At 38.9% G+C, this 23,229-nt stretch carries 19 protein-coding genes and 1 tRNA gene; 2 read left to right on the forward strand and 18 right to left on the reverse strand.

Annotated elements, in window-relative coordinates; translation table 11 throughout:
* Positions 1-120: 120 nt before the first annotated feature.
* From DWW43_RS07725 to DWW43_RS07785, 14 genes are all read right to left on the reverse strand, one after another.
* A complete protein-coding gene (locus DWW43_RS07725; RefSeq protein WP_008402805.1) occupies positions 121-918 on the reverse strand; it encodes a PfkB family carbohydrate kinase in 798 nt (265 codons plus the stop codon).
* A gap of 83 nt (positions 919-1,001) precedes the next feature.
* The gene (locus DWW43_RS07730) at positions 1,002-1,496 is read right to left on the reverse strand and encodes a hypothetical protein (RefSeq protein WP_243104433.1); all 495 of its coding nucleotides are present in this window, start codon (positions 1,494-1,496) and stop codon (positions 1,002-1,004) included.
* Positions 1,497-1,805: 309 nt separating this feature from the next.
* The gene (locus DWW43_RS07735; RefSeq protein ID WP_207666006.1) at positions 1,806-3,149 is read right to left on the reverse strand and encodes an MATE family efflux transporter; all 1,344 of its coding nucleotides are present in this window, start codon (positions 3,147-3,149) and stop codon (positions 1,806-1,808) included.
* Between the two features lie 63 nt (positions 3,150-3,212).
* On the reverse strand, positions 3,213-4,082 hold the full coding sequence (locus DWW43_RS07740; protein ID WP_119963219.1) for an AraC family transcriptional regulator: 870 nt from the start codon (positions 4,080-4,082) through the stop codon (positions 3,213-3,215).
* Positions 4,083-4,090: 8 nt separating this feature from the next.
* Positions 4,091-5,410 carry an MATE family efflux transporter gene (locus DWW43_RS07745; RefSeq protein ID WP_347475257.1) on the reverse strand — a complete coding sequence of 440 codons (1,320 nt, stop codon included), beginning with the start codon at positions 5,408-5,410 and terminating at the stop codon, positions 4,091-4,093.
* A gap of 185 nt (positions 5,411-5,595) precedes the next feature.
* Entirely contained in the window at positions 5,596-6,291 is a 696-nt protein-coding gene (locus tag DWW43_RS07750) for a TMEM165/GDT1 family protein (RefSeq protein WP_119963221.1), read from the reverse strand.
* 18 nt (positions 6,292-6,309) lie between these two features.
* Positions 6,310-7,311 carry a calcium/sodium antiporter gene (locus DWW43_RS07755; protein WP_119963222.1) on the reverse strand — a complete coding sequence of 334 codons (1,002 nt, stop codon included), beginning with the start codon at positions 7,309-7,311 and terminating at the stop codon, positions 6,310-6,312.
* A gap of 310 nt (positions 7,312-7,621) precedes the next feature.
* Positions 7,622-8,494, reverse strand: coding sequence for an acyl-CoA thioester hydrolase/BAAT C-terminal domain-containing protein (locus tag DWW43_RS07760; protein WP_119963223.1), 873 nt, complete (start codon positions 8,492-8,494; stop codon positions 7,622-7,624).
* Positions 8,495-8,745: 251 nt separating this feature from the next.
* Entirely contained in the window at positions 8,746-8,892 is a 147-nt protein-coding gene (locus DWW43_RS12085) for a hypothetical protein (protein ID WP_165853044.1), read from the reverse strand.
* Positions 8,893-8,901: 9 nt separating this feature from the next.
* A complete protein-coding gene (locus DWW43_RS07765; RefSeq protein WP_119963258.1) occupies positions 8,902-9,213 on the reverse strand; it encodes a flavodoxin in 312 nt (103 codons plus the stop codon).
* A gap of 130 nt (positions 9,214-9,343) precedes the next feature.
* Positions 9,344-12,547 (reverse strand): leucine-rich repeat protein, encoded by a 3,204-nt coding sequence (locus DWW43_RS12325; RefSeq protein ID WP_243104434.1) that lies wholly within the window; start codon positions 12,545-12,547, stop codon positions 9,344-9,346.
* Positions 12,548-12,796: 249 nt separating this feature from the next.
* The gene (locus DWW43_RS07775; RefSeq protein ID WP_119963224.1) at positions 12,797-14,779 is read right to left on the reverse strand and encodes an InlB B-repeat-containing protein; all 1,983 of its coding nucleotides are present in this window, start codon (positions 14,777-14,779) and stop codon (positions 12,797-12,799) included.
* A 315-nt stretch (positions 14,780-15,094) separates the two neighbouring features.
* On the reverse strand, positions 15,095-16,726 hold the full coding sequence (gene groL / locus DWW43_RS07780) for a chaperonin GroEL (protein WP_119963225.1): 1,632 nt from the start codon (positions 16,724-16,726) through the stop codon (positions 15,095-15,097).
* 35 nt (positions 16,727-16,761) lie between these two features.
* On the reverse strand, positions 16,762-17,049 hold the full coding sequence (locus DWW43_RS07785; RefSeq protein ID WP_021943267.1) for a co-chaperone GroES: 288 nt from the start codon (positions 17,047-17,049) through the stop codon (positions 16,762-16,764).
* 347 nt (positions 17,050-17,396) lie between these two features.
* Here DWW43_RS07785 and DWW43_RS07790 point away from each other — a divergent pair, with 347 nt between their 5' ends.
* A complete protein-coding gene (locus DWW43_RS07790; RefSeq protein WP_044946144.1) occupies positions 17,397-18,116 on the forward strand; it encodes a DUF6062 family protein in 720 nt (239 codons plus the stop codon).
* 241 nt (positions 18,117-18,357) lie between these two features.
* On the opposite strand, the gene DWW43_RS07795 is transcribed toward DWW43_RS07790, so the two are convergent.
* Together DWW43_RS07795 and DWW43_RS07800 are read right to left on the reverse strand one after the other, a co-directional pair.
* Complete coding sequence (locus DWW43_RS07795) at positions 18,358-18,972, reverse strand: hypothetical protein (protein ID WP_119963226.1); 615 nt, start codon at positions 18,970-18,972, stop codon at positions 18,358-18,360.
* 19 nt (positions 18,973-18,991) lie between these two features.
* Positions 18,992-20,656 carry a glutamine--tRNA ligase/YqeY domain fusion protein gene (locus DWW43_RS07800; RefSeq protein ID WP_044946142.1) on the reverse strand — a complete coding sequence of 555 codons (1,665 nt, stop codon included), beginning with the start codon at positions 20,654-20,656 and terminating at the stop codon, positions 18,992-18,994.
* Between the two features lie 171 nt (positions 20,657-20,827).
* On the opposite strand from DWW43_RS07800, the gene DWW43_RS07805 reads away from it, so the two are divergent.
* A tRNA-Thr gene (locus DWW43_RS07805) sits at positions 20,828-20,900 on the forward strand.
* A gap of 5 nt (positions 20,901-20,905) precedes the next feature.
* On the opposite strand, the gene DWW43_RS12455 is transcribed toward DWW43_RS07805, so the two are convergent.
* Together DWW43_RS12455 and DWW43_RS07815 are read right to left on the reverse strand one after the other, a co-directional pair.
* Positions 20,906-21,856, reverse strand: a complete 951-nt coding sequence (locus DWW43_RS12455; protein ID WP_119963227.1) for a cysteine-rich small domain-containing protein — start codon at positions 21,854-21,856, stop codon at positions 20,906-20,908.
* 30 nt (positions 21,857-21,886) lie between these two features.
* The gene (locus DWW43_RS07815) at positions 21,887-23,173 is read right to left on the reverse strand and encodes a ComEC/Rec2 family competence protein (RefSeq protein WP_119963228.1); all 1,287 of its coding nucleotides are present in this window, start codon (positions 23,171-23,173) and stop codon (positions 21,887-21,889) included.
* Positions 23,174-23,229 lie beyond the last annotated feature (56 nt).

Genomic DNA, 23,229 nt, shown 5'->3' on the forward strand with positions numbered 1-23,229 from the left:
TGGTTGTTATAAAAAGAAATATATGCTGTTTTCTCATAACAATTCTTTTCACCGTAACAGATTATCCAATACTATTCCAACCATCATTGAAATTCAGGAACTCCAAAAACTCTCTTCCTCTTAAAATCCACCATAATGAGACAGCGTCTCTGTTGCTAATTCTGTCCCAACTCTCATAGCCTCATAAATATTCCCATTTATCAAATGTGAACATACAAAGCCTGCATGGTAACTATCTCCACAACCTGTAGTATCAATTACTTCTTTAACTTTATTAGCTTGAACAAAATACTTTTCACCATTATGATATGTAACACTTCCTTTATCAGCTAAAGACACATTAAATAGCCCTTTATACTTCTCTGAAAACGCTTCAAATATTGGGAGAATTGATTTCTCTCCACTAATCATGAAATAATCTATATATGGTGCATATTTTTCCATTTCTTTAAAATTACGATATTCTACAAAATCCACTGCCAATCTGAAATTGTTATTCTTTTTTAAATCTATAATTTGTCCAAAACAGCCTGCCCAAAAATGTACAAATACAACATCTGATTTTTTGATAAACTCCAATTCATCATGGTTCAATATCATTTTATCAACAATATCACCCGTCCATGAATCATCTTTGTAATATCTGTCACCGTCGGCTGTAAGATATGTACGATTATTCGCTGTTACTTTATCCTTTTCTACTCTTACGTGGCTTACATCTATTCTCTTATCAGAAATAGAATCCATAATAAATTTTGCGTAAGAATCCTGTCCAACCGCACCCAATATTGAAACATTGAACTCCTCAAATTTTGATGCATGGACTGCAAAATTAAGGGCTTCACCGCCAGCATATAGTTCATCAGTTCCATCAAAAACATCTACACATAAACACGGAAGTGCTACTAAATTTATCATTCTTTATACCTCTAAAATTTCTAATTTTTCTGTTTTATCAACTTAATTCTGTCATAATATAAAATGACTTCCGGCAGGGTTGGTCAAAATTTAAAAAACCAGAAAAGCTTCCCGCCATATGGATTTTTCTTACTGAGCAACCGTGCTGAAACTGCATGTAATAATAAAAATGCACCGCTTATGATCGTCATTACCAGTTCAAACTGTGATAAGACCGACATGGAATTATCATTATAGCCTATATAAACATTCTTACTGCCCAGAGTGCTGCAATTTCCCTCATACCAGAACACATCGGCACCATTGACAGGCGAATTCGACTTAATCTGCAGCACCGTATAAGTTGACCGGATGCCTTTCCCATAACGTGATTTATAATTTCTGACATCATTTCCGCTATGTACCTTGACATGATTGGAGCTCTGCCGAGAACTTTGATATGTTACAGTTCCTGTTGTATGATTCTTCTTACAGGCATATCCGACCACCTGCGTCATACCCGCCACAAAGAAAATCAAAGCAACTACAAGTGCCAAAATCTCAGCCGTATAGAATGCATCCACCGATTTATTTTTCATTTCTATCTCCATAGTATAGCAAAACAGGGAGCTAATCATCTTATCTCCCTGAAATTAACAATTCGCATTTTAAGCTGCAAAGCACTTAAATTAAAGGTTTGCACTCAAAGTAGCAACGCACTTAAATCAAGCAAGTGTACTTGCTCGTTTACATTATATGTAATTATCAAGAAAAAAGCAATAAAACTAATTGAGATTTATGCTATGTAAACTGACAAAACCACACTCTATGATCTTCATCTCTTACAAACGCGTAAATCGATTTTAATCACTCAAATTCTTTTATATCATTCCATCTTCTTTCCCGTATTAATTGCTGTATAATTTTAGTTGAATTCTCCAGCTTTTTCTAAGTGCCACATACGAAATCAGAAAGTTTGCAAGCCAGCCGACCGGTACAGCAAGCCAGACAAACGCAATACCGAAACGGGGTGCGAAAATCAATGCAACCGACAATCGTATCGCAAGGTTTACCATATTTGCAATGAGAAACGGACGCATAATTCCAAGTCCGCGAAGGACTCCGTCAGTTGCCATCTTAATACCCATAAAAATGAAAAAATAACCAAGCCATCTCATATAATCGCCAGACACCTGATACGCCAAAGCAGTTCCATCTTTACCAAGAAATAGCGAAGAAATTTGTGTGTGCAGTGTTTCAATGACTACAAAAGCAAGCACTGCAAAACATACATCCAACACCAACGCAGCATGATATCCTTTTTTGATACGTTCAATTTTCTTTGCACCATAGTTCTGGGAAACATATGGTGAAACTGCATTACCAATGGATACGAATATCAATGAAAAAACATTCTCTACTCTCATCGTTGCTGCATAACCTGCAAGAGCCTGCGTGCCGAATGGATTTACAACAGCCTGAACGATCATCATACCAATTGACACTGTAGACTGCTGCAGAACAGACGGAACGGCAATTTGAAGCATAGAAGATAGTTCCTGCCTGTCAAACCAGTTAAAGGGACTTTTATATCGACGCATCCGGCTAAAGAAAATCAAAAGCGAGAACACGGCGGAAATTCCCTGTGCAATAAGAGTTGCGAGAGCAGCACCGAACACACCCAGACCAAGACCGGCTACCAGCCAAATGTCCATAAAAATATTCAAAATAGAAGAAACTATCAAAAGGCCTAACGGAATCTTCGATTCACCGATTGAGTTAAACATCGTTGAAAGAATGTTATACATAAACAAAAACGGAAATCCCACAAAATAAACGCGAAGGTACAACACTGCTTCCTCCAGTATATCAGCAGGTGTTTGTAATGAAGTCATCATAAAACGAGAAAAACAAAAACCGAAAATACCCAAAAGTACGCTTAAAATCAAAAAGCTGATCAAGGATGTTGCTACAATTGTTTTCATTTTGCTATAATTTTGGGCACCAAAATAACGACTTACGAGCACTCCCGCCCCTACCCCGGCACCGAGTGCTATACAGATAAAAACATTTGTCAGTGCGGCACATGCGCCAACTGCCGCAAGTGCAGGAGCACCGACATACTGACCAACAATGATTGAATCTGCCATATTGTATACCTGTTGAAAGAAGCTGCCCAGAATCATAGGCATTGCAAATACAGTCAGTGCTTTTATAGGGGCATCTGTAATTAAATATTCATCTTTTGACATTATCATTTTCCTCCATAAAACGTAAAACGTTACAAAATCAGAGCTAACGCGGCCAATACAATGTTATTGCATACAGTCAACTTGCTTTTTTCTGTATTTTAACGGAGAAACTCCGTATGTTTTTTTAAAACTTCTGATAAAATAGCTTATATTTTGATAACCGCTCCGCATTGCTACCTCTGTAACAGAAATATCGGTGTCTTGCAACAGCTGTTTTGCATACTCTAATCGTAAATACGCCACATATTGTGAAAGTGTAATATGAAAATGCTCCTTAAAATATCTGGATATATATTTTTCAGAAAGATGAAATTGCTTCCCAAATTCCCTTAATGATATTTTTCCTGTAAAATTCTGCTGTATATACGAGACCATTTCTTTTTCTACAATGTTTCTACCACTTGTGTTATTTTCTACTATAAATCCCTTTTCCCACATTTCAAGAATAAATTGTAAAAGAATTATTTTGATCTTTATCTGCGTCGTTATGTTCAACTCTCTTTCACTCTTTTTTGCTTCATATATCTCAATTAACTGCTCACACAATTCTTTTATCGTATCTTTTACACTGGGACTAATCATCAGACGACCACTGTCTAAGGGTTCAAGTAATCTATCATCTAGTATATCATCTGTATAAAAAGATATATATTTCAATGGGAAAAGAAAAGTAAAATAATCTACAGTACCGGTCTTTGAACCCATAAAATGCAGATTACCCAGTGATACAACGAAGGCATCCCCGGGTTTCCCGATATAGTTCTCTCCTGATATATTTACAGTCAAAAAGCCACTTTTTACATATATAATTTCAAATTCATCATGCCAATGTACCGGTATCTGAAAGGACTGCCCCGCATTCTCTATGTGATATATACTGAACGGATCATCCTTTGTACCATGTGGTTTATTTTCCTTTAATTCAAAATACATAATCTCTCCTATAATTCTATAAGACTCTTACTTTTCCATTTTCCGCTTTTCCATCGAAGCACCATTCCAACAGCTCTCGCACATTCATCACCTGCCATGGCAATATATGCTCCTACCGCCAGAAAGCCCAAATGTATTCCAAGAAAATATGTACCGCCAACCGCAAACAGATACATGAAAATTGCACCCATTATAACCGGAAAAACTGCATCTCCACTGGTTTTTAACGCCTGACTATACACAAGATTTGTCACCCTTCCAAGTTCAAGGAATATATCTATTATTAACAATTTTACAACAAGACTTATCATCTGTGCATCATCCGTAAATATATGCACTATAATGTGTCCGGACAGTGCAAATGTCACAGAGAAGCATGTGGCTATTACAAGGCCATATATCTCTGCTTTTTTTATACCCCTGTCACATTCTTCAAACTCCTTTGCTCCGATTCTCCAGCCTGTCATAATAGCATTAGCCTGTGCCAGTGCAGCTCCTGCACAATATGAGAAATTTGCTATCTGCATAGCATACGAACGAGCTGTGACATTCATTCCGTTCGCATCCATCTGATTCATAAAACGCACTATAAATGTCATTGCTATATTATAAAGTGCTGTTTCAAATGCAGAAGGAAAACCTATTTTAACAATCTGCGCAAGTATCTTTCGCGGCAAAATACGATCAGGACTTTGTTTTGCTTTTATAAGTACAGCGCCCATCACCGCTACAATAACAAGATTTACAACCCTTGAAATAACCGTGGCAACGGCAACTCCCATTACTCCCCAGTTAAATGCAAATAAGAATACCGAATTTAGTATTATATTAAGAACATTTCCAACAATAGTTCCTATCAGGGAATGCTTTGTATATCCAAATACTCTCAAATAGCTGGAAAAAATAGGAATAAGCGCATTTAAAAAACATGTTCCACCAACAATTTTGAGGTATGTTTCAGCCGGTTCAAACAAAGCAGGAGCAATACTTACTATTTTAAGTATTCTGCCGGAAAAAATTGCAAGAACAACAGACATCAGAATACCAATGAACGCATTAAACATAAGTCCAAGCTGTCTGGCCTGATACGCTATCCCAGGTCTTCCCGCTCCGATATTTTGTGACATAACAGCTATCATACCCGATGATATCACTCCAAACATGACAATGAAAACACCTATATAAGTATTTGCTGTTCCCACTGCTCCCACAGCCTGATCACTTACAGATGATAACATAAGTGTATCAACCATCCCTGAAAGCATATAGAATAAAGTTTCCAGGCATATTGGCACAGATAATTGCGATAATGTTTTCCTTTCAACCATCATGTTTTCTCCTTACATACAAATATAACATATATTATCAATAATACGATATATCTTTATGTGTTTCTTGTATAATATCAAACAAAAATGGCACTATTTCTACTATTTCGCGCAATAATCTATCAGAATTGTTAATCTTATCGTTGACATCCAGACTATTTATTTAATGAAATGAGATTTGTATTCTATTCGTTTCCTGTATTTTTTTTCTTTTTTCGCCGTACGAAAAGGAATGCACATAAGCCCGCAAATACAACGACTACAGCTATAAGTATCAGCAGTACCGGAATCCGGCAGACACTTGAAGAGATGAGCTTAAGGCCCTGATAAAGTGCATACACACCAAATATCGAGAATATCACAAATGCCAGTGTGTTAAGCAGTCCATCCGGAGTTTTGCTCTTTAAGAGATAACCGATCAGCATTCCAAGAATGTCCGCTGCAAATAGTCCGAGCGAACAACCGATCCATACAATAAGTGCTGCCCCCATACCTTCATTTGCACCAAATGTTATAGCGGTAAGCTGAGTCTTATCTCCAAGCTCAGCTACAAAAAATGTACAGAAAACAGCCAATGGCGCAAACTTGATCTTTGATCGTCCGTTTTCTTCTTCCTCTTCGTCGTCATTGGAAATCGTTGATGCTGCAAAGTAAAGAAATGCAAGTGCCGCAATATTCTTAATGAGCCATTCCGGAACAAATTCGCTGACAAGTCCACCTGCAAGAACCGCCAGACCATTCAGTACAAGAATTGCAGCAGCAGTTCCTAATATGATATCTTTTAATTTGTACTTAGACGTAAGAGCAATCAACATAAGCTGTGTCTTATCTCCCATCTCCGCTATGAATTCCGTAAAAAATACCTTTAAAAATAATATCATTTGTTGTTATACCCTCATTTATCTTATTACAATATAAACTGCATATACTGCATAGAGAGCAACCATACACAACCCTTCGATTCTTCCGATTTTCTTCTTTGTCTCTGCGAATATCCATACGCACACAGTAAATGCAACCAGTACACACAGATCAATAATATTCTCTCTGATTATACTGATCGGACTGATCAATGATGCAATACCAAGTACCATAAGTATGTTAAATATATTTGAACCGATCGCATTACCAAGTGCCATATCAACTTCATTCTTTCTGGCTGCAACAATTGAGGTCACAAGCTCCGGGAGTGATGTGCCTATCGAAACGATTGTCAGTCCGATCAGTGTCTGACTCATTCCGAGATCACTTGCGATTCTGGATGCAGCATCAACGGTCACATCTCCTCCGACTGCAATCGCTATTGCTCCACCAACGATAAACAGAATACTGACCGGAACGGATACAAGCTTAATATCCTCATCCGAGCCACCTTCAATCTCAACTTTCTTTCCTTCTTTGTTGGCCTTTAATGCAATCCTGATCATGTAAAAAATGTATCCTGCAAATAAACCAACAAATATAGCACCATCCATATGTCCCAGCGTCATGCCTGTTTTGTCTCCAAGACCGATTATTCCTAAAAGCATTAAGAGTCCGGCACATATAAGCGAAAGCGGAATATCTCTCTTTATCGTTTCCCCTGCAACATTTACTGTGGCTAATATTGCACATACTCCGATAACAACCATCAGATTAAAAATATTAGAACCAACTACATTACTAACTGCAAGTTCATTATTGCCTGCTATTGATGCTGATACACTGACCGCTGTTTCCGGAAGTGATGTTCCCATCGCAACGATTGTAAGTCCAATAATTATAGATGGAACATGCAGTCTCTTTGCTACACTCGAGCTTCCCTCTACAAAAAAATCCGCTCCTTTGATCAGCAGTACAAAACCGATCACAAGAATTACAATTACAAGAGCAAACGGGGCGTTGTTAATGAATTTTTCCATATTATTCTCCTTTTTCTCTATCCATACCAGTGATGTCAGCCGAACTGTCTGCTACTATAAAGTATGTCCGACAGATTAAAAAAGACTCATGTATATCAATTATCCGCCGGTGTATATTACACAAGCTGTTAATCGATATACATGAGTCTCATTATTTAAGATTTGCCAGATTATACTCTCTTATTATAATCAGAATGTTGACAAATCACACTTTCGCGCTAACTACTCCCTCATGGAATATTAAGTTACTCGATAAATATTATCAAATGTAACCATGTGTGTCAACATCTTATTTTAGAAATATTTTTCTTTACAAATCAGCTACGCTCCACGCATTTAATGTCTTTAAAATGATTTCAAGTGTATCTTCTCTTGCTTTCTGACATTCCTGTGGATATTTCTTCTCTCTTGGGAGCGCACCATTATTTACCGGAAAATATCCGAGATTATGACTGCCAGTCTCTGAATTGATGTGTTTGAAGCCATAGCTGAAGTTCTCCCGCTTTAACCGTGCTGTCAATAATTCTGCATCATGCTTTGCCGGAACAGATTCATCATGTGTAGAGGTAAGAAAAAGAATATCTCCACAGATCTTTTCTACCGGTATCTCATTCTCAATCGTTCCCTCTTTCTCCCATTCCTCAAAAAAATACAACAGCCGCACATGATGTTCCTTTATACATTTTTTCAGGAAGTTGGAGAACATATGCTTATTTGAAACATAAGGGAAATCATTTCCACGATATGAAACCATAGCCTTACATGGATCTGCATCTGCCTTACCACTGCCCTGCATAATATGTCCAAAGGAAGATGCAGCTATAACAAGACTGATATCCGGAACAACTGATGCAGCAAGCAAAGCCATTCCTGCGCCTTTGGAATTACCATACATACCAAAACGCTTAAATCTGCCATCTCCATACTCTTTCATACGGTCAACCGCAGTCTGAAACATCTCCAAAGGAATTGCCCGCATCTGATCCGGCTGTCCGGGTGCGCCATAATAAGTCATGGCAAGAACTGAATACCCTTTCCCTGAAAATAACTCCGCGTACTTCTCAGGCAGTTCCAATCCCTTAAGTCCCTGAATAACGATCAGTAGCCTGTCATCCTTGTTTTCTGCCTCATATAAAACTCCCTCAAATCCATCGTTCAGATATGTATATCTCTGTTTTTTCATAGCTGTCTCCTTTATCAAAGTTCCTGTATCATCTTCTCAAACAATTGTTTCTTTATTTTCTTTTCCAAATTCATGAATATTCATCCGTACAAGCCTTTCTTTTATACCGCCTGTCGACTTTGTATTTTTCACATTCATATGGCGCACAATTTCGCCAGAACACAAGAATTGAAAACATCAAGTTAGTCATTTCTAATCCATGTCATTATAGCACACTGCTCATAAAAGTGGAAAATAAATATTAACTCTCTCTATAGGCTTCTTTTCACCTCTGCGATCCAATCATTAATTTTGTTCTCTGCTGTTTGCAGTACCCGACCGCCTTGTGAGTCAAATTTGATCTCCATTGGCTTTATGATCTCTGCACCTTTACATTCCTTGATCATATCCTTGATCACATGTCCCGGTCATCCGCCATTTGTCATGAATGGTATTACCTTTTTCCCTGTAAAATCAAGCCGTTCAAGCTGTGTAAATACAGCTACCGGATAAGTTCCCCACCAGCATGGGCCACATACGGAAATATTGTCATAATCTGAAATATCTTCCAGATATTTTTTTAACTCCGGTCTTGCATTCTCTCTTAATTCCTGCTGTGCTTCTTCTGTACATTTATGATAATCTTTCGAATAATCATCTACTGTCTCAACCTCAAACAGATCTCCACCGACTGCCTTCTGAATAAACTCTGATAGATATATAAAGGATTTTGCTGATATTCTAAGATCTTGTTTTTAACATAACCCAAAATTCTTTCATCCAATTTTTCCGTAAAAAAGTGGAATATAAAGTGTGTTAATTGTTGCTTATAACCTACGCACTTTATATTCCATTAAAAAGCTCCCGTTTTTATTTCTTTACAATTTTAACCTTGTTTCCCTGTCCTTTATTTTTAAGGATCTTCTTATATGCTTTTAATTTCTTAGATGGCACTTTGATCTTTGCATTTGCTTTTATTCCCTTAAATGCATTCTTGCCGACACTCTTTAATTTTGTTGTCTTTACAGTTATCGTAGATAACTTCTTACATTTCTGGAATGCAGATGCTCCGATCGTCTTTACATTTTCTCCGATCGTTACGCTCTTTACTTTAGTCTTATTGTACAGCGCTTTCTTTGCGATCGAAGTTACCTTAAAGGTCTTTCCACCAAGCTTCACAGTCTTCGGAATCACTACTTTTGTGGTCTTTGTACTCTTTATACCTGCAAAGGCAACTTCAGAACCACTGGTAAACTTATACTTATATGCACCAGATGTTACTGTTGTTCCTTTCTTTGCATATATTATAAAGTTCTTGGTTATGCCTCCGGTATATTTGTCTTTTCCCTTGATAATCACGGATGCTTTTCCAATATTCTTATTCTTCTTATAGGTAACTGTATAATCAGTTCCTGCCTTCAATTTCTTTCCAGCAAAGGTTACAGATTTTACCAAAGGCTTCTTCGCCTTTCCGTTATAAGCATATTTTGTTGTACCCAAAGTAACAGCTGTCTTTGCATTTGTCAGCTTATAGGAGCTCACTGGAACAGCGATCACTACCTTTATTGCCGGAGATGCCAGATAGTTCTCTGTCTCTGCATATCGTACATAATAATTACCTGCTGCAAGCCCACTCACCATTGTGCCTGATGTTACACTGACCCAATGAACCTCATCTGTACTGTATTCCATTGCTGTCGTCAGCTTATCGATTGCTCCGTCCTTTGCCCCTGCCTTACTTACATTTATGGCAGTCAGCCTTGCTGGCGCTGCTTTGGCTGCTTTCTCGATTTTAAACTTTACCTGTGTCTCATCATGATATATGCCCATACCTGTAATCGTAACAACTGCATTTCCGGCATTTATGTTATCTGCATAAGCAACCGTATAATCTTTATCTTTTGCCAGTGTCTGTCCGGCATAGGTCACAAATACCTCCGGCTCCTTTGCTTTTTTGTCATAGGTATATGTTGTCGGATTCAGTGTAACAGATACCTCTGTATCAGTCATTCTGCGATAACGAAGTTCTGCACTTTGAGCGATCTCTCCACTAGGGTCATTGATTGTATTTCTGTCTGCTGTATCTGTCGGATGTTTTTTTCTCCGTACAAGTGAATAACCGTCTGGCAGAAATTCCTGAATGGAGCCCAGACTCTCTTCCAGTGTATTCTGACCATAATTTCCGATTCCATCCCCCACATTGTTTAATACCAGTTTTGAAGTTTTATCCATTGTAAGCTTCTCCAACCAGCATTGCCCAGAACTGTTATTTCCTGCTACCGTAACTTCACTTTCTTCGAGCACTACTCCACTATTTGTCATCCATTGCAAATTTCCAAGTCTTGCCTTTGCATTCTGGAAAGTCAATACTTTAGTAAGACTGGTACCAGTATTTTCAATCTTGCCTTTGTAGTTACCATTTATAATTGTAAGGTCATTTTCTGCGGCAAGTGTACCAATCGCTAACGTATGTCCATTCAGATCAAGTGTCACAGCTTTCGCCTCATCAATCGCCACATATCTTCCGTTTGCATACACATCCCGGATAAGTTTTATGGTATCTCCATCCTCTAAGTATCTCAGATCATTATATGCTCCCTCTCCGCCAAGATCACCATTCAGCATCCTCTTTGAAGTTCCATCTGCTCCTATCAGCTCTGCATATTCAATATTGGATGTTTCACACACCATACAGCGACCGGAATATCCTAATATAATCGGATGTTCACAATTATCTGCATAATATATCTGACCGGTTGCCGTCATCTGTACCCATTTTTTCTCTCCATCTTCATACGATACTGTATCATTCCGGGTCTGCAATGTCCCTCCAAGGAGCGGTATAGTATTGGAATCAGTACTTCCACTTCTGCTTATCGAAATCTCGTTTCCTGATGTATTCAGTATAATGGTGCTTCCCCCTATGACCGGATATCCCCCTGCTCCGGTAAGGGTAATCCCATATTGAGCCTGAAGCTCTGCATTACCAGCAATTACTGCATTATTTGCACTCATCATGGATATTCTTTTTGCATTGATCTTCGCATTTCCTTCGATTACAGCAGCATTACCATTTGCCTGTAACAGAACAGTTGTCGCAGGTGCATTGATTTCTGTATTTCCGGTTGATACAACGCCCTCTTCACTGGTTACTTTTTCATAACCGCTGCCTGTTGTATCTATCTTAAGATTACCATTTACTGCGGTCTTCTGGACATTCATCTCTACACCACTTTGGGTTTCTACCTTAAGATTACCTTCTGCTATTGTTTCTCCAATAAACAATATACTCCGATTCGAAGTAGTTCCATTTGATGACAGATAAATATCTTTTGCTTTGAAAAAGGCTTCTGATGCATTAATATTACTGCCATTAATTAAATCCAAATAATTACGGGTGCCTGTTTTTATCAAGCTGATTTCTCCGTTTTGTGCATCCGTTGCCTCTATCATATGCTTCACCGTTCCGTCCGACAGGTATAAGCCAAAATTATTTGCCTCAAGCTTAACAGAGCCGGCAGATATGAATGCATCACCGACCATTGCATCATTACTATTAAGTGCTATTTCTCCGGTGGTTTTTAAATCTACCAAAGAAAGTCCTTTTATAAGAGCATTTCCGCCATATCCGTTAAGCACAATATTTCCAGTATACTCATCCGTTATAAGGGATGAATCCTCAGTTCCGGCAATCAATGCTTTCGTATCTTCACTGTTTGCCAAATAGAATCTGCCCGACCCTTTCAGCGTCAGGGTTCCGTTTTCAATTTTCAGGATTTCTGTTGAACTTCCTCCATTTGAATATATCCTTACATTCCCATATACTTCTATAACGCCGGCATCATAATAGATATATACCTCAGGAAGCGAATCCGGGGCACACTCACTCATCGTTCCGCTTCCTCTGCTTCCTCCAAATTCATAATATTTACCATCCTGCAGTTCGGTTCCGTTTATGGATACCTTTAAAGTCTCCGCATGTACCAGACCCATACCCTGCGTTCCAATAAATACAGCCGTCACCATCAGCAGTACTGCTGCCAACATTCCAAACACTTTCTTTTTTAATTTCATAGATTACCTCCCCATATTTGATTTTTAGATTTGAATTATGAAATTACCCACCTTTTTCTCTTTATAGCATTCTTGTTTAAACAGTGTCAACCCATACAAGCTAAATCACTGAAGAAATCCTGTTAAAAACGGCATAATTTCACGCAGGTTGCCACTGTTATGTCGTTGTCTACTACAGAAAACGACAGTGGTCTCAGACTACTGTCCATCCAAGCCACTGCCGAATTTATAACTTCTTTCTATTTACTTTTATTTAACTGTTACCTTTACTTTCTTAGCGCATCCATTTACTGCATAGATATATACATAACAGGTGCCTTTTCCTTTTGCTGTGATCTTGCCATCTTTGGATACAGTTGCTACCTTTTTATTTGATGTGTCATATCTGAATTTTGCTGTATGACCAAAAAGTGGAAGTTTATTATTCTTTTTAACAATAGTTGCTTTTATCTTAGCTGTTTTTCCCTTTTTCAGGCTGTAAGCAGATTTCTTTATCTGAATCTTCTTGACATCTGTTACAGTCGTATTCTTCTTGCCAACCGCATGACCTGTAATGGATTTTCCAATGGTCACTTTCTTGCCGTCAACCTTCTTATATGCAACTACATAACATTTTACATTATCTTTCTGATTTACAGCCTTCTTGTTCAGCTTATTGATCGTCACAGATAAGGTCTTTGCAGCTTTTACAGACTTAACAACGGTGTATTTTCCCTTCTTACAATATGCCATATATACATCATATCCATCTGCTTTTGCAACCTTACCCCACGTTACTTTTATCGTCTTTCCTGTAGTGATACTGAACTTGGAGCTTAATGCCTGATCATTTACTTTTGTCCGTTTTGCTTTTACTACTGGCTTTGAAGGCTCTGGATCTGATGGCGTAGACTGCTTCACTGTCCACTTTGCATAAAGAATTGTATTTCCTGTTAAAGCTTTGCCCGGCACAGCCGCCTTTGTGAGTGCCTCGTCTGTGTACCAGCCTGCAAATTCATATTCAGCTTTACTTGTTGTTGGAAGCACATCCGGGAGCTTCTTCTGGTGTACAGCTTCAGTTACTTCACTTCCGCCATTTGTGTTATATGTGATCTTATATCCAAGGTTATCATTCTCGATAACTGTATATGGAACATTTCTCTCTAATGGACTGTTTGAATTTGTTGTATACCAATTAAAATCTGCATATCCAACATCATCTTTATGGTTTTTATGCTCATCCGTCTGCTTAACCTCATAACACTTCTGATCTCCATCACTGATTCCTACATCTATATTATCCGGATCAGAGTCAGCAGATGTGATCCAGATCATATGACATTTCCTACATACAGTGATCCATTTATTAGGCGATAACTGATTACCAAAATAAATCTTGTCTCCAACCTGCACTTCATCTGCTTTTAATACTGTATTTGACGCATCTACGATATCTGCCGCAGCTTTCTTATCTGCATCTACATACTTACAGATTGAACATGTATATCTGGCTTCACCTGCAGTTCCATAAGAATGTTCCTGGAAATCTTCCTTCAAATCACTATGTTCACAGGTTGCCGCATGCCAATGACCATATGCATTACTGCTCCAACTATTAGAAAATGTATGCTCATGTGCACCTATTTCTATCCATTTTGCATATAATGTTATATCTTCAAATATTGAAAGTTCTCGCGATACCGGCTGTGTAAGATTTTCATCTGTATACCAGCCAATAAAATCATATCCAGCTTTGGTCGTTGTTGGAAATGTACTCGGTATATGTGTCTGTTTAACAGCATCCGCTATTGCACTACCACCATTTGTATTATATTTAATCGTATATCCAAGATTTGAATTTCCCATAACTGTATATGGCGTATTACTAGGTAAATATTCTCCTGTGAAGTAAAAATTAAACTCACTATATCCAACATAACCGGCATGATCTTTGTGTGCATCTGATCTCATTACAATAGAATTGATTCTGTCTCCAATCCAATATTGCGAAGAGCCACCGTATGTTATCCAGATCATATGACATTGCTTACAGACTACTATCTGTTTGTCTGGAGATAACTCAGCTCCTACATAAACCGTATCCCCTACCTGTAGAGTCGTAGGATCAATCGTTCCTGACCTGTATTCTGTTGCATTTACTTTCATTGTTCCCATGCCTACAAACATAACAATACCAACCAGCAAGGCTGTCAGGATGCCTGTAACTTTGTTTTCTTTTAGTCGTCTTACCATATTTTCTTATCCCCTTTCATTCATCTGAATACAACACATAATACAACATATAGTATAATTATATCTGCATGTCTCATTATGTTGTTCCAAATAAGTTATTTTCTGGTATTGTACCATAATCATTTCCCCATACCGGATTCTATGCACGAAATGTCTGAAAAACGGCATGAAATGTTTCACTAGGTCTGGAAATATGGTCTATGCGTGTATAAAAAAAGAAAGATAGCCTGTCACTATCATGTATCTTACACGATAATAAACAATACTATCTTCCTTTTTATTCTCTATTTGAACTTTATGAGTGATATTTTATTTTTACATCATACCCATTCCGCCGCCCATACCTGCACCTGCCGGCATAGCTGGAGCATCTTCCTTAATATCAGCTACAACAGATTCTGTTGTCAGTAATGTAGATGCTACGGATGTTGCGTTCTGTAAAGCACTTCTTGTAACCTTAACAGGATCGATGATACCTGCTTCGATCATATCTACATACTTCTCATTGTATGCATCAAAACCGATACCCGGCTGTGATTCTTTGATCTTATTGATGATAACAGATCCTTCCAGACCGGCATTTGCTGAAATATGGAATAACGGAGCTTCCATAGCCTTAAGAACTACCTTAGCACCTGTCTTCTCATCGCCTTCAAGGTCTGCAACCAGTTCTGCAACCTTCTTAGCTGCATGAATATATGCTGATCCACCACCTGCGATGATGCCTTCTTCAACAGCAGCTCTGGTAGCATTTAATGCATCTTCCATACGGAGCTTAGCTTCCTTCATCTCTGTCTCAGTAGCTGCACCAACACGGATAACTGCTACACCACCTGCAAGCTTTGCAAGTCTTTCCTGAAGCTTCTCTTTATCAAATTCAGATGTTGTCTCCTCAAGCTGAGCCTTGATAACATTTACTCTGCCCTGGATATCTTCCTTTGTTCCGAAACCATCTACGATAACTGTATTCTCTTTTGTTACCTTTACACTCTTAGCACGACCAAGGTCATCTAATGTCGTATCCTTTAAATCATAACCGAGTTCTTCGGAAATAACCTTACCATTTGTAAGGATAGCAATATCCTGTAACATTTCTTTTCTTCTGTCACCATAACCCGGAGCCTTAACAGCTACAACCTGGAATGTGCCTCTTAACTTATTTACGATCAATGTTGTAAGTGCTTCGCCTTCTACATCTTCCGCAATGATCAAAAGCTTCTGACCACCCTGTACGATCTGCTCAAGTACCGGAAGGATATCCTGAATATTTGTGATCTTCTTATCTGTGATCAGGATGTATGGATTATCAAGTTCTGCAACCATCTTCTCCATATCAGTTGACATGTAAGCTGAAATATATCCTCTGTCGAACTGCATACCTTCTACGAGGTCAAGCTCTGTCTTCATGGACTTGGACTCTTCAATCGTGATAACACCATCGTTTGATACCTTTTCCATAGCATCTGCAACCATCTGTCCAACTTCATCATCACCGGCTGAAATAGATGCAACTCTTGCGATCTGCTCTTTGCCGTTGATTGTCTGGCTCATCTCTGAGATTGCTTCTACAGCCTTGTCACAAGCCTTCTTCATACCCTTTCTGAGGATGATTGGATTAGCACCTGCTGCAAGGTTTTTCATACCTTCATTGATCATTGCCTGAGCAAGAACAGTAGCTGTTGTAGTACCATCACCTGCAACATCATTTGTCTTTGTTGCTACTTCTTTTACGATCTGAGCACCCATGTTTTCAAATGCATCTTCCAACTCTATATCCTTTGCAATTGTAACACCATCATTTGTGATAAGTGGTGAACCATATGACTTTGCAAGAACTACATTTCTTCCTTTTGGTCCAAGTGTTACTCTTACTGTATCTGCTAACTGATTTACGCCTGCTTCAAGAGCCTTTCTGGCTTCTGCTCCGTATTTAATTTCCTTTGCCATTTTTTTCTACCTCCAACTGTTTTTCTGCTATCTGATTATTCACTTACAACTGCAAGAATGTCACTCTGTTTTACGATGATATATTCATCATCACCGAGCTTAACTTCTGTTCCTGCGTATTTAGAATAAATAACTCTGTCTCCTGCCTTTACTTCCATAGGAACCTTAACGCCATCGACAACAGCTCCGGGACCAACTTCTACAACATCTGCATACTGTGGCTTCTCTTTTGCCTGTCCCGGTAATACAATACCTGATTTTGTTGTCTCTTCTGCTACGGACTGTTTTAATACAACTCTGTCTCCTAATGGTACTAATTTCATAATATATATTCCTCCTAACATATTAAATCCGTTCTTATCTGCCTTATGTACTCCGGCAGTTCCTAGCACTCATATCTCTCGAGTGCTAACACAATTATTATTGTATTCATTTTGTGGAAAAAATCAACCCCTAAAATGATAAAAAATATATTAAATGGACAAGGTCTCTTACATTATATGAAATATACCCTGAATTCAGAACGAAAACCGGCGATTTTGATTTGTAAATTCAGGTGTTGCATGATATGCTTCTAATACAGGAATCAAACCGATGATTTCTGACATGATACAGGATAACGCCTGTTCAAAGGCTGCTATCCAAATGATATATAGAAATGGAGAATACTATGGCTGAACAATTATACACAATACCTGTCAACGATGCCTTTCATGCAGACTGTGAATGTCCTCTCTGTCAGATGCAGAAAACGCTGGAGGAACATGCCATCGAATATACGATGGGACCAAGCTATATGGAAGACGATAATCGTGCTATGACAGATAAAATGGGCTTCTGCTCCCATCACATCGGCATGTTATATAAAGAAAAGAATCGTCTGGGACTTGCCCTGATGTTAAAGACACACACTGATAAAACGATCCGGGATCTGAAAGCTTTATCAGAAAAAGGAACTCCTGCAAAACCGGGACTTTTTTCCAAGCAGTCAAATTTTTCCGGTGTCGGTGCATATATCAAAGAACTGGAAAGCTCCTGCTTTATCTGTGACCGTATGAATCGTACCTTTGACCGCTATGTCGATACGATCTTTCATATGTGGAAAAAAGATCCTGAATTCAAGGATACCTTCAAAAGCAGCAAGGGCTTCTGTACTTACCACTACGGTATCCTCTACGATACCTCTGTCACAAAGCTGTCCAAAAACCAATGTGAAGAATTCATAGAAGCTTTGAATCACTTATATTTTGAAAACATGGAACGTGTCAACGGAGATATCGGATGGTTCATCGATAAATTCGACTATCGATTCAAGAATGAACCATGGAAGAACTCAAAGGATGCCCTACCTCGCGGCATAATCAAGGCTAATCATACATTTGTAGAATAAAAAGCGACAATATTACTGCCTGATAAACATAGGATACACACAAAAATACTGTGTACATTGCACTTCACATATTATTCCGCAAAACGCTTTCGCTCTACCCTCAACGCAGCAGTACTAAGTTCGCCGTATTATATGGCTCACTAAGGACTGGCGTTCGGGCAGGTTTGCTTCATAATAGTGAGTGTAATGTACACAGTATTTTTTATATAGTATAAAATTCACAGCAATATTGTCACTTTTTTTACATTGCCTGTTTGGTTACATGACCGCCAAATGCCTGTGTCAGATCATGTGTCCACAGGTATTCACGATATCTTCTGAGCAGGCCTTTGTAAATCACCTTAACATTACTGCTCTTCCGAAAATCATCCGGCCTTACAAGCCCCGGTTGTTTATCGAGAATATGTATACCAGAACATTCTAACACACTTGCCACGAACTGGGAACAGAAATAATTATATTTCCTCTCAATCGCCTTATTTCGTATAACACCATAAAGTCCCCAAAAATTATACCGATAGAGATCAGCATTTGCTTTAAATGCCGCAAGCTCCTGCAGTACATGTCTGTACTGCTTATCTGTCACGGTCAGTTCCAGAACAACACAGCTTGTTTCAACATCTCTGCCAAATATTCCGGTATCAATATCTTCTATAATGAATCCACAGTTGAACGGATTATAGATTCCCTTTCTGGCGAAGCTGTACATCTCCCGAAGCTCCAGATCCAATGCAATGGATGCATGTGCATATGGCTCTTTTGTCCAGAATTTGATGATTCTTGCAGGAACTGTGTGTGTCTTGGAGATCAGGATATATAATTTTCTGTTTTCTAATTCTGATATATCATTTTTCATACTTTTAATAGGCTAAATATTATTTTCCCGGCTTATAGGAACTCTTTAATGAAACAATACGGTTATATACAGGATGCTCCTTAGTAGAGTCTTTGGAATCTACACAGAAAAATCCATTACGAAGGAACTGGAATGCTTCACCAGGTTTTGCATCTTCAAATGCTTTCTCGAGCTTACATCCCTGTAATACGGTCAATGAATTTGGGTTCAGATTCAAAGTACCATCCTCATTCAACTTACCTTTTTCTTCATCCACGATATTCTCATATAAACGAACCTCAGCATCAATTGCACTTTCTGCTGATACCCAATGTATCGTTCCTTTTACCTTTCTTCCTTCGAATCCTGAACCACTCTTGGTTGCAGGATCATAAGTACAGTGAACAACTGTTACATTTCCATCTTCATCCTTCTCATATCCTGTACAGGTTACAAAATATGCATTCTTCAGACGTACCTCATTGCCAGGGAACAGACGGAAATATTTCTTAGGCGGTTCTTCCATGAAATCATCTCTTTCAATATAGAGATATTTGCTGAATGCAACTTCTCTGGAGCCTGCTTCCTCATTTTCCTGATTATTTTCAACCGGCAGATATTCTACCTGATCCTCCGGATAATTATCGATCACCAGCTTGATCGGATTCAGGACTGCCATATAACGGTTTGCTGTAAGCTTCAGATCATCACGCAGACAATACTCAAGCATCGCATAATCAACAGAGCTCTGGCTCTTTGAGATACCAACCAACTCCATAAACTTCTTAATAGAAGAAGCAGTAAATCCTCGTCTTCTGAGTGCTGCGATCGATACAAGTCTTGGATCATCCCAGCCATCTACGATACCATCCTCTACCAGCTTCTTAATATATCTCTTACCTGTAACTACATTTGTCAGATATAACTTTGCAAATTCGATCTGCTTTGGTGGATTCTCATATTCCAGTTCCCGTACTACCCAATCATATAAAGGTCTGTGATCCTCAAATTCCAGTGTACAGATAGAATGCGTTACACCTTCAATCGCATCCTCAATCGGATGAGCAAAATCATACATTGGATAAATACACCACTTATCCCCTGTATTATGATGTGTCATACGGGCAACACGATAGATAACAGGATCGCGCATATTAATATTCGGTGAAGCCATATCGATCTTTGCACGAAGCACCTTGCTTCCATCCGGGAACTCTCCGTTCTTCATTGCTTCAAATAATGCAAGATTTTCTTCAATACTTCTGTCTCTGTATGGGCTGTTTTTACCCGGCTCTGTCAGAGTTCCTCTGTATTCGCGGATCTCATCTGCTGTCAGATCACATACAAATGCCTTGCCTTTCTTGATCAATTTGACTGCTGCTTCATACATCTGGTCAAAATAATTGGATGCAAAGAATACTCTGTCTCCGAAATCGGCACCCAGCCATCTTACATCATCTAATATGGATTCTACAAATTCTGTCTTTTCCTTTGTTGGATTTGTATCGTCAAATCTCAGATTAAACTGTCCGCCATATTCCTGTGCAAGACCATAGTTCAATAATATGGATTTGGCATGTCCTATATGCAAATATCCATTCGGTTCCGGAGGAAATCTTGTGACTACCTTCGTTACCTTGCCCTCCGCTATATCTTTATCAATAATCTGTTCAATAAAATTTTTCCCGATTGATTCTTCTGCCATCATTAATGCCTCCTTCATATAATTAGCATGACTTTTTTTAGTCTATCACATTTTACATAAAGCCTCAACTGCAAATTCTAAAACTCAGCAAAACTCAGTAATTTTCAATAACTTTCAGCAAATCTCTTATTGACAAATACGTCATTTTACTATATATTAACTAATGTTGTTGCTACTATAGCTCAGGTGGTAGAGCGCCACATTGGTAATGTGGAGGTCACGGGTCCGACTCCCGTTAGTAGCTCTTTTTTAATGTCCGGATTTATTTATACAGTATTCACATCCAACGGACTGTCCGATACAGTTTTCACAATCGTTCCAGTTCTGTATCAGTGGTTCTTCACTGATCAGATAAATTCCTGCCAGACTCATCATCGGCTCCATTCGTTCTTTATGCCAACTGATTCCGATCTGTTCCGTATCCATCAGGCTGCAAAGAATTCCGGCAGCTTCCAATGGCATTCCATAATAACCGGGTCCAAAAGAAGGACTACAGTAATGCACCGACTCTACACTGTGCTTTCGTTCCAGGTATTTTCTTATCCATTTTCTTACAATATCCATACATGCGATCTGAAAGGTTTCCAGATAATAAGTTCCTAGTAATGAATCCATCTCCTCGATCCGGATCTCCGGGGCATGAAATGCATACAGATATCCCTGTGTAATCTTTGACGGATCTATTCGTTCCAGTATCCGGCATGAAATATTCTTTTTGCCGAGCATAAATCCATCAGACTTAATACAGTCTCTGGAAAATGGCTGCAAAAGTACAGGTACCAGATACCGGTTTCGATTATTGTATCTGGATAAAAAACGCATAATCGTTTTCTCGGCTTCATCCTTATGCTCTTTTCTGCTCTCCGGCTCCATCTGTTCCCATGAAGCAATCTCTGCGATCCGCGCCATGATTTCATCCTTCAGATCCCAAATACTGACGAATACCACACAGTCCTGCTTTTGAAACTGTGCAATCACTGCTTCATACATCTCCGGGCGATGTACAATCGTACAGTTACTGCAATCCCGGATTTTCTGTCCTTTCCCATTTAAGATATAATCAGGACTTCCAAGGCAGTTTTCCTTCAGATACAAGGGGCAATAACAGAACAGACAATTAAAGGAATCTTCATTTTCTATTTTATGGCATGGGAAAAATTCACAATCCCGATTCTGAAAAAATTTGTAATTGTTTTTCATATCCGTTTATCCTCCCATTCTTAACATACCCTATGGATTACATATCTTACATGGCTCATACCCCTGCGTGATCAGATCATCCCGGCTTCCGATATATTCTTTCTTATTGCTGTCATTCATTCGCTTAACCGAACGACATGACGGCTCATGGAACTTTCCTGTATTTGTATTAATAATATAAGTATGCTCTGCTGTCTTTTCTGATCCTGCTTCTATTTCCGTCTGAACTTTCTCTGTCGTACTCTCTCTTGTTACATTATCTGTTTTCGTTGTATCATCCGACAGATTCTGATTTTCTCCCACCCCTGACATATCTGATTGCCGTTCCGGTATAAAAGTAATTGTTTTTCCATCACTGTACGCCTGAATCGTACCATTCAGATCCGTACGATACACCGTGCATCCTGCATTTGCCAAACGATCAAGCACTTCTTCGGTCGGATGTCCATATGAATTATCTGCCCCAACGCTGATTACCGCATAACCGGGCTTAACAGCCTCTAACATCTCTTTTGTTGTGGCATTTCTGCTGCCGTGATGACTGACCATCAGAACGTCACTGGAAAGCTCCTCTCCGGATGCGATCATTGCCTGCTCACCGGCTTCTTCTCCATCCCCATAGATCAGGAATGAAGTATCCCCATATGTCATACGAATTCCGACAGAATTATCATTTTCATTATCATCACTATAAGTGATTGGTGCTACTATCGTAAATACCGCATCACCAAAGGTATAAGAATCCCCTGCCTTTGGGAATGTAACAGTCAGGTTCTGCGCCGCAAGCTTATCCATCAACGAATCATAGATCTTTGTATCTGCAACATAATCCGGGCCGATAAAAGTCTCTGTGTCAAATACATTCAACACACCCACCAGACCATTTATATGATCAGAATCATAATGGCTCGCGATGACATAATCAAGTGACTCTATATTCTGTTTTTTCAGGTATGCCACGACAAATGAAGACGCTGACGACGGACCTCCATCCATCATCATGTAATGGTCATCACAGGAAAATAACACCGCATTCCCCTGACCGACATCTAAGAAAGTAACTGTAAGTCCGGCAAGATCGTCTGTTGTGCCCCCGGTATTCGCTTCCGAGGTTATCTGCTCATCTGACGTAGCTTCCGTACTGTCAATCGATTCTGTTATATTCTCTGTTATATTCTCTGTTGTATTTCCTGTCTGATTTTCGTTCGTTTCATCCGATAAATCCAGACATCCTGAAAAAAGCCCAAGGACAAAGCACATGCCGACAATGATCATCACTTTCCTCAGGCCATTTTTTTTATTTATAGAATTTATCATAAGCTACTCCCCCAGAATTATATCTTTTGCTCAGTTTTTTCATAGGTCATTTGTCA

The organism is Clostridium sp. AF15-41 (assembly GCF_003604095.1).
GTDB lineage: Bacteria > Bacillota > Clostridia > Lachnospirales > Lachnospiraceae > Coprococcus.

Bases quoted from the DNA above. Each gene is read 5' to 3' on its own strand.
- DWW43_RS07795 (WP_119963226.1), bottom strand. From the start codon at position 18,972: ATGAAAAATGATATATCAGAATTAGAAAACAGAAAATTATATATCCTG.
- groL (WP_119963225.1), bottom strand. From the start codon at position 16,726: ATGGCAAAGGAAATTAAATACGGAGCAGAAGCCAGAAAGGCTCTTGAA.
- DWW43_RS07790 (WP_044946144.1), top strand. From the start codon at position 17,397: ATGGCTGAACAATTATACACAATACCTGTCAACGATGCCTTTCATGCA.
- DWW43_RS12325 (WP_243104434.1), bottom strand. From the start codon at position 12,547: ATGAAATTAAAAAAGAAAGTGTTTGGAATGTTGGCAGCAGTACTGCTG.
- DWW43_RS07725 (WP_008402805.1), bottom strand. From the start codon at position 918: ATGATAAATTTAGTAGCACTTCCGTGTTTATGTGTAGATGTTTTTGAT.
- DWW43_RS07775 (WP_119963224.1), bottom strand. From the start codon at position 14,779: ATGGTAAGACGACTAAAAGAAAACAAAGTTACAGGCATCCTGACAGCC.
- DWW43_RS07730 (WP_243104433.1), bottom strand. From the start codon at position 1,496: ATGAAAAATAAATCGGTGGATGCATTCTATACGGCTGAGATTTTGGCA.
- DWW43_RS07755 (WP_119963222.1), bottom strand. From the start codon at position 7,311: ATGGAAAAATTCATTAACAACGCCCCGTTTGCTCTTGTAATTGTAATT.
- DWW43_RS12455 (WP_119963227.1), bottom strand. From the start codon at position 21,856: ATGAAAAACAATTACAAATTTTTTCAGAATCGGGATTGTGAATTTTTC.
- DWW43_RS07800 (WP_044946142.1), bottom strand. From the start codon at position 20,656: ATGGCAGAAGAATCAATCGGGAAAAATTTTATTGAACAGATTATTGAT.
- DWW43_RS07815 (WP_119963228.1), bottom strand. From the start codon at position 23,173: ATGATAAATTCTATAAATAAAAAAAATGGCCTGAGGAAAGTGATGATC.
- DWW43_RS07735 (WP_207666006.1), bottom strand. From the start codon at position 3,149: ATGTCAAAAGATGAATATTTAATTACAGATGCCCCTATAAAAGCACTG.
- DWW43_RS07740 (WP_119963219.1), bottom strand. From the start codon at position 4,082: ATGTATTTTGAATTAAAGGAAAATAAACCACATGGTACAAAGGATGAT.
- DWW43_RS07745 (WP_347475257.1), bottom strand. From the start codon at position 5,410: ATGGTTGAAAGGAAAACATTATCGCAATTATCTGTGCCAATATGCCTG.
- DWW43_RS07760 (WP_119963223.1), bottom strand. From the start codon at position 8,494: ATGAAAAAACAGAGATATACATATCTGAACGATGGATTTGAGGGAGTT.
- DWW43_RS07750 (WP_119963221.1), bottom strand. From the start codon at position 6,291: ATGATATTATTTTTAAAGGTATTTTTTACGGAATTCATAGCGGAGATG.
- DWW43_RS07785 (WP_021943267.1), bottom strand. From the start codon at position 17,049: ATGAAATTAGTACCATTAGGAGACAGAGTTGTATTAAAACAGTCCGTA.